Raw genomic sequence first — 7336 nt, 5'->3', positions numbered from 1 at the left:
GCGCCCTGCGGGCAGGGTTGCGCGCCCGCGGCGGCCGCCGGGGCGGGGGGTGCGCCGGCGCCCGCCTCGACGGGGGGAGCGCTGGGGTGGGTATGACGCTCAGTGATCGTCGGCAGCGTCGCGCCGGGCGCGCGGCCCTGCCCGTCGGGGGTTCCGCTCACCGCTCGCTCCCGCGTGGCGTTTGTCTGGTCCAGGTATGTCATCTGTGTCGTACACGTCTCGTGCATCTCTCACACCGGGTGCCGGGCAGGCGCCAAGGGCCTGCCTGAATAGGTAATCCCCGCTGGAAATGTGCCGATCATAGAGGCTCGTACTCCGCGCGTTCCATCGACGCCATCGCGATCACCGCCGCCTTGACAAGGTGTTTGGTCGTATCTGTTCGACTCTGCGCGGGCGCACTGCCCGCTTGACCGGATGTGACCGTCTGTTACGTACCCGATTCCCGGCCGGTTCACTCGACCGGTCCAGCCGAACAGGGCGTACCGCGCCAATCCGACCCAGGGTGGAGTGGGTGTTCCGTCTACGCCCGGGAGGTCGGCATGGCGCGTCCTCAGCAGCCCGCGGGGGCGCCGCGGACGACCCGGCTGCGCCGTGCCCAGGCCGTACTGACCTCGCTGAGCGCCGTCATCGCCACCACCGTGGTGGCGGGCCCCGCCACGGCCGCTGGCGCGGGCGGGCCGTGCACCCTGGAGCGCACCGAGGCCCACCACTCCGAGGGGCTGGACAGCTGGAACCGCAACTACCCCCGCCCGGTCCGCTCCCTCCGCGCGGCCATGGTCTTCCTGTCCTTCCCGGACGCCGCCCCCAAGGTCACCCCCGCCCGGCTGGCCGCCGACCACACCCCCGCGACCGGCGACTTCTTCCAGCGCGCCTCCTACGGGCGCTTCTCGCTGCGCGTCCACTCGCTGCGGCACTGGATCACCATGCCGAAGGCGTCCACCGCGTACGCCATACAGCGCGACTGGAACTCCGCGCGCCGCGCCGCGTATCTGCGCGACGCCATCCGCGCCGCCGATCCGCACCTGGACTTCGGCCGCTACGACATCGTCTATCTGGTCGCCGACCCCGACGCCCCGGGCGTCGACGCCGACGCGACCAAAGTGGTCAACTTCGAACGGCCCCTGCGCGCCGACGGTAAGGATCTGCGGCGCCTGGTGACCGTCTTCGAGCACCACCCGCCCGATCGCCATGTCCTCGCCCATGAGACCGGGCACGTCTTCGACCTGCCCGACCTCTACCACCGGCCCAGCACCGCCGACAACAGCGGCGACTGGGACACCTACGTCGGCGACTGGGACCTGATGGGCAGCCAGTTCGGACTGTCCCCGGACCCCTTCGGCTGGCACAAGTGGAAACTCGGCTGGCTCACCGGCCGACAGGTGGTCTGCGCCCGGGCCCTCGGCCCGAAGATGTACACCCTCCAGCCCCTCAGCGCCCCCATGGAGGGCCGCCCCGGCGCCGACACCCGCACCCGGCTGGTGGTGGTCCGCACCGGCCCCACCACCGCCCTGGCCATCGAGGCGCGCGGCGCGTACGGCAACGACGCGGGCACCTGCACCGAAGGCGTCCTGGTCTACCGGGTGCGCAACGACGCCGCCTCCGGCGAGGGCCCGGTCCGGGTGCTGGACGGCCACCCCGCCACCTCGGCCTGCTGGAACGAGTCCGTCTACCCCGAGCTGGCCGACGCCCCGCTCGGCGTCGGCGACTCCCTCCTGGCCAGGGAGGAAGCGGTCCGCGTGACCGTCACCGGCCGCGCCACCGGAGGTTCCTGGGCCGTCCAGGTCACCCGTGGCGAGCGCACCTAGCGCGCCTGCTGAACCGGTCGACACCGTAGCGCAGCACCCGGCATCCGAACGGTGATCAAGCAGCGTTCGAGGTGGCGCTCCGAGACTGTGGCCTCGTTTTGATCTCCGGCGCCCGGGAGCGACCATGCCACGACACGCGAATCTGGCCGAGGCACTGAGACAACGGGCCCGGGACGGCGGGGACCACACCGTGGCGCTGGCCCACCCGGACGGAACCGGCGGCGAGCGGCGGATCTCCTACGCCGAACTCGACGCCCGCGCCGGAGCCGTCGCCGCCTGGCTGCGCGGACGCGACGCCGCCGGGCGCCGGGTGCTCGTCGTCCTGGACCCCGGCCCGCACGTCGCGGCCGCCCTGCTCGGCTGCCTCTACGCGGGCGCCGTCGCCGTTCCCGTCCCCGCGCCCACCGCCTCCCGCACCGCCGCCGAGCGCACCGCGGCGATCGCCAAGGACGCCGTCGTGGACCTCGTCCTCACCGAAACCGCGCACGCCACCGAGACCTCCCGCCGCCTCTCCCTCGTCGGCCGCGCCGACCTCACCTGCCTGCCCGTCGACCGGCTGCGGCCGGACCACGGCACCGGCCATGTCCCGCCCGCGCGCACCGACCCCGACAGCCTCGCCCTGCTGGCGTACGACTCCGGGCCCGCCACCGCCCCGCGCGGCGCCCGGCTCACCCACGGCAACCTCCTCGCCGCCATGCACGCTCTGCGGGCCACCCTGGGCACCGGCCCCCGCTCCCGGATCGGCGGCTGGCTGCCCCGCCGCCACACCCCCGGCCTGATCGGGCAGGTGCTGCACCCGCTGTGGCTGGGCGCCACCGCCGTCCCGCTGCCCGCGCGCCCGTACCGTACCGACCCGGCCGCCTGGCTACGGGCCATCAGCCGCCACGGCATCACCGAAGCCGTCGCCCCCGACACCCACTACGCGCGCTGCGCCGCGCTGACCGCCGACGAACAGCCCGCCGGGCTCGACCTCTCCCGCTGGCGGACCGCGCTCAACGCCGGGGAGCCGGTCTCGCCCGCCACCATGGCCGCCTTCACCCGCCGCTACGCCGCCGCGGGGCTGCGCACCGGAACCCTGGTCGCCGGATACGCCCCCGCCGAAGGCGCGCCCCTGCTGCTCGCCGAGGGCCGGGCCCCGGTGCCCGGTGCGGAGTTCGGCGTCGTCGACCCGCTGACCTGCCGCCGACTGCCCGAGGGGACGGCCGGGGAGATCTGGGCGCGCGGCGCCGCCGTGGCCACCGGCCACTGGGGGCGGCCACCGGACACCGTGCCGCTCTTCGCCGCCCGGGCCGACGACGGCCCGGGCGGATTCCTGCGCACCGGCGACCTCGGCCTCGCCGCGGACGGCGGCATCCGCATGACCGGCCGCGTCCACGACGGCCTCCTGGTGGACGGCGTCACCCTGCACCCCCAGGACGTCGAGCGCGAACTCCTCGGCTGCGGGCGGGCCCTGGGGTCGGCCCGGGTGTTCTGCGCGGGGCCCGGCGCCGGGCCGCTGGTCGTGGTCCAGGAGGTCCGTACGGCGGGCGCCGCCCGGACCGGACTGCCCCGGCTCGCCGCCCGGATCCGGGCCCGGGTGGCGGAGGAGTTCGGCGTCAACACCGGCGCGGTGCTGCTCGTCCGCCCCGGTACGGTGCGCCGGGACGGAGCGGTGAAGGTGCGGCGCGCCGTGCTGCGCGAGTGGTATCTGCGCGGTGAACTGCGCGCCCTGCACGCGGACTACGCGCCCGGCCCCACCGAACCGTGCCGGGGCGGCGCGGCCTGAACAGCGGCCGCGGGATAAGCCCGGGACAAGCCCCGGGACAAGCCCCGGGATACGTCGCGAGGTAATACGTCTGTTCGACAAGGGAATCGGGCGGAAAGAGCTGCGAGGCCCGGAAACACGGGGGAATAATCGTCATGCGGGGGCAGGTGGGGGGAAGGGCGGGCCGACATGGTCAGAGTGCTCATTGCCGAAGACATGCATATGCTGCGCAAGGCGCTGGTCGCCCTGCTGGAATTCGAACCCGATATCGAGGTCGTCGCCGAATTCTCCAGCGGCGCCGATATTCTGCCGCAGGCCCGTCAGCTCCGCCCGGACGTCGCGATTCTCGACATCGACCTGCCCGGGGTGGACGGGCTGACCGCCGCCGCCGAGCTGCACACCGCCGTTCCCGAATGCCGGACCATGATGCTCACCAGCCTCGGCAGGCCCGGAAATCTGCGGCGCGCCCTCGCGGCCCATGTCGCCGGATTTCTGCTGAAGGACAGCAGCCCGGCCACCCTGTGCGACGCCATTCGCGCGGTCGCGCGGGGCGAGCGGGTCATCGATCCACAACTCGCCCTGGCCGCCCTGGACGACGGCCCGCAGCCGCTCACCCCGCGCGAGCTGGAGGTGCTGCGCATGGCCTCCGAGGGCGAGGAGGCCGCGCGTATCGCGGCCCGGCTCTTTCTCTCGGTGGGGACGGTGCGCAACTACCTGACCTCGGCCGTCACCAAACTCAACGCGCGCAACCGGGTCGACGCCATCCGGATCGCCCGCGAGGCGGGCTGGCTGTAGCGGGACGTCACGCCGTCACCGCCGGGCCCCGCTCCTCCTCCGTACCGCGCCCCCGCCCCCCGCGTCGCGCCTCCGTGGACGCCTCCAGCTCGGCCCGCAGCTCGAACCGGCCGTCGGACCGTACGTCCGCGTACAGCCGCCCGCCCAGGCCCGACAGCCGCACCCGGAGGTTGCCGATCCCGCTGCCGCCGTCGGTGCCCGCGGTACCGGTGACGCTGTCCGCGCGCAGGAGGGTGGACGCCTTGCCCACCCCGTCGTTCACCAGCGTCAGCCGCACCGTGGGCCCCGACCGCCGGGCCGTGATCGCACAGTGCTCGGCCTTGCTGTGCCGCAGCACATTGGTCAGCCCCTCGCGCAGCACGCTCGCCAGCACCGTGTCCACCCGCTCGGACAGGGGCCCGCAGTCGATGTCCGCGGTGGCCCGGATGCCCGCCGCGGCCAGCATGGACCGGGCCGTCTCCGCCTCCGCGGACAGCGACATCTTGCGGTAGCCGCTGGCCACCGCCCGCACGTCGGCGAGGGCCTGACGGGAGGTCTGGAGGATCTCGGCCAGCTCCTGCCGCGCCCGGTCGTTCTGCCGGGGCACCAGCCGGTGCACCAGCTCGCACTTGAGGGTGATGGTGGAGAGGCTGAGGCCGAGCAGGTCGTGCACGTCCCGCGAGAACCGCAGCCGCTCCTGCGCGACCGCCAGCCGGGCCAGCTCCGCGCGTGACCGGGAGACCTCGGCGACCAGCCCGGAGAGCCGGGAGAGGCCGAAGACCACCAGCCCGGTGATCGTGGTGGACACGGTGGTGTACGCGACCTTGTCCCAGCCGAACCCCACCTGGAACAGCAGCACATCGGTGATCACCAGGATTGCGGCGAACGTCGGCCAGGCCACCGCCGGAGCCAGCACCAGCAGCCCGGAGCCCGCCAGGAAGCCGGGCATGCCCAGCCACGCCTGCTCGAAGACGGCGAACGGCAGGAAGGTCAGCGTCGCCTGGAGCAGCAGCGTCCAGTGCCGGGCGGCGGCCAGCCGGGGCGCAAGACCGGGGAAGGAGTGCAGCAGTTGGATGCCCAGCAGCGCGGCCAGCACCGGCAGGATCTCCAGCATCCGCACCACCGCGCCCCCCGGGGGGAGCCCTTCGACCACATACGTCACGGCGACGGTGAAGTAGCCCAGCAGCACCACCACCGTGATCACCACGGCCAGGCGCGGCGCCAGGTCGTCGTGGTCGCGCGGCGGCTTTTCCCCGGCATCGTCGGGCAAGAGGCTCCCCTGCACTCGTCCTCCGGATGATCGGGCCGGATTGGGCGGCTTGCCCGAGAGTATCCGATCTTTTGCGGGGGAGGAGGGGGTGCGGAGAAGGCTCATGCTGTACACAGAGTTACGGGTTGTCACCGGGGATCACAGGAAGAATCACAGGAAAAGGGGAACGGGGTTCAGGTCGCGGTACGCCGTCGGCCGCCGCAGCCGCCCCAGGGCCACCGGGACGTCGTACAGCCTCCCGGGGGCGAACCGGGGCCAGTGCGGGCGCAGTCCGGGCACCAGCACCTTGGCCACGGGCAGCCCCACATCCGGCCGGGTCTGGTCCAGCACCAGCAGCTCCATCCCGCGCGCACGGACCGCCTCCCGTACGGCGGCCAGCGCGTCGCCGTCCGGGGGAGCGGCCATCCCGGGCGGCGGCGCCGCATCCGGATCGGGCGTCAGGTAGGGCTGGTTGGCGGTGGTCGCGGTGCGGAACCAGCGCAGCGCCTCCGGGTCGCCCGCGCCGTATCCGCCGCCGTCGGCGCGGGCCTCGACCACGGCGGGCAGCATCTGGTTCAGCTCGGCGAAGGCGTGGCACAGCGCGGTGTGCCGGTCGAAGTGGGCGCCGAAGCCCAGCGTGATGTCCTCGGCGGGCTTGTCGGTGCGGCGCGAGAGCGCGGCGACCACCGGGATGCCGAAGTCGGTGGTGAGGTCCAGCGCCCACACCTCGCGCCGCAGTCCGCCGTGGGCGCGGCGCAGTTCGGCCAGCCACGGGTCGTCGAAGGCGTCCAGGGGGAGCGCCGGCTGACGGGTGCGGTTGTACCACCACAGGGCGACCGCGTCCCGCTCCACCAGCTCCAGGAAGCCCCGTACGACGGCGTCGGCCAGGGTCGACCCGGCCGCCGCGCCGTTGGAGTCCGCCCGGCAGCAGCGCCGCCCCGGGGGCTGCGGGGCGCCGTAGTACAGCAGCGCGGTGGGCAGCAGCCGGTGCCGCTCGGCGGTGAGCGACCACACCGGCGTCCAGTCCAGCTCGGCGTCCTCGTCGAACGGGTCGGGGAGCCGGTGGCGCGGCGCCCCCTGGTCCGTGAACGGCCGCGCGAACTGCCGTGGGTCCACGAGCTGGACGGTGTCCGGATGCACCGCGTCCGCCGGATCCAGCGCGCGGTAGCGGGCGCGCTGGCGCGGCTCGTCGCCCTGGAAGTGGCCGCTGTAGTGCTCGAGTGCCTCGCACAGGGCGCTCGCCCGGGCCTGCTCGGCGGTCCGCCCCTTGCCGTGCGCGGCGGCCCCCAGCCCGGCGCGTACGGCGTCCAGCCCGCTCGGGGAGGTGGCGTACGCGGCGTACGAAGGGTGCCGGGCGTGGTAGCAGTTGAGGAAGGCCGGACCGCGCGGATCGCGGCGGATCTCGGTGACCAGCCCGGTGACGGGGTCCACCAGATGGCCGTAACGCTCCATGACGCGGCGTGGTGAGGCGTCGTCGGCGGCGGCCTCGGTGTCTACGTGGTCGTCACGGGGCTCGCGCGGCGACGGCAGGGCCAGCGGCGCCCGTATCCGCTCCGCGACCAGCGCCGGATTCCCGCACCCGGGGCACTGCGGGCGGCGGGCGAGCGGATGGCGGTCCACGGTGGCGGTGAGGCTGTCCAGGGTGCACAGCGCCTGCTGGCCCGGATGCCGGTGCCCGGCCAGCCACTTGGCGGCCTCCAGCGCGGCCAGCTGGAGCGCGGCCGCGCGGCTCGCGGGCAGTGAGGCGGGCGGCCGCGGCACCGG

5 protein-coding genes are annotated in these 7336 nt (G+C 74.3%); 3 read left to right on the top strand and 2 right to left on the bottom strand.

Features of this window, described 5'->3' with window-relative positions; genetic code table 11:
• Positions 1-539: 539 nt before the first annotated feature.
• The 3 genes from EEJ42_RS36495 (at position 540) to EEJ42_RS36485 (ending at position 4344) form a co-directional block, all read left to right on the top strand.
• The gene (locus EEJ42_RS36495; protein ID WP_184503446.1) at positions 540-1805 is read left to right on the top strand and encodes a M6 family metalloprotease domain-containing protein; all 1266 of its coding nucleotides are present in this window, start codon (positions 540-542) and stop codon (positions 1803-1805) included.
• A gap of 124 nt (positions 1806-1929) precedes the next feature.
• Positions 1930-3570: an AMP-binding protein gene (locus EEJ42_RS36490; RefSeq protein WP_123106484.1), complete on the top strand. Its 1641-nt coding sequence runs from the start codon at positions 1930-1932 to the stop codon at positions 3568-3570.
• 168 nt (positions 3571-3738) lie between these two features.
• Complete coding sequence (locus EEJ42_RS36485) at positions 3739-4344, top strand: response regulator transcription factor (protein ID WP_123106483.1); 606 nt, start codon at positions 3739-3741, stop codon at positions 4342-4344.
• Between the two features lie 7 nt (positions 4345-4351).
• On the opposite strand, the gene EEJ42_RS36480 is transcribed toward EEJ42_RS36485, so the two are convergent.
• Positions 4352-5593, bottom strand: a complete 1242-nt coding sequence (locus EEJ42_RS36480; protein WP_246097601.1) for a sensor histidine kinase — start codon at positions 5591-5593, stop codon at positions 4352-4354.
• A gap of 150 nt (positions 5594-5743) precedes the next feature.
• Positions 5744-7336, bottom strand: a 1593-nt coding sequence (locus EEJ42_RS36475) for a TOMM precursor leader peptide-binding protein (protein WP_123106482.1), incomplete at its 5' end; no start/stop codon positions are given.

Origin of the sequence: Streptomyces botrytidirepellens (genome assembly GCF_003721215.1) — a bacterium.
Taxonomy (GTDB): Bacteria; Actinomycetota; Actinomycetes; order Streptomycetales; family Streptomycetaceae; genus Streptomyces; species Streptomyces himastatinicus.
This window is presented reverse-complemented; position numbering and strand designations above follow the sequence as displayed.

What these genes read in the sequence shown, in the direction of transcription:
- EEJ42_RS36495 (WP_184503446.1), top strand. Translation starts at nt 540, where the DNA reads ATGGCGCGTCCTCAGCAGCCCGCGGGGGCGCCGCGGACGACCCGGCTG.
- EEJ42_RS36485 (WP_123106483.1), top strand. Translation starts at nt 3,739, where the DNA reads ATGGTCAGAGTGCTCATTGCCGAAGACATGCATATGCTGCGCAAGGCG.
- EEJ42_RS36490 (WP_123106484.1), top strand. Translation starts at nt 1,930, where the DNA reads ATGCCACGACACGCGAATCTGGCCGAGGCACTGAGACAACGGGCCCGG.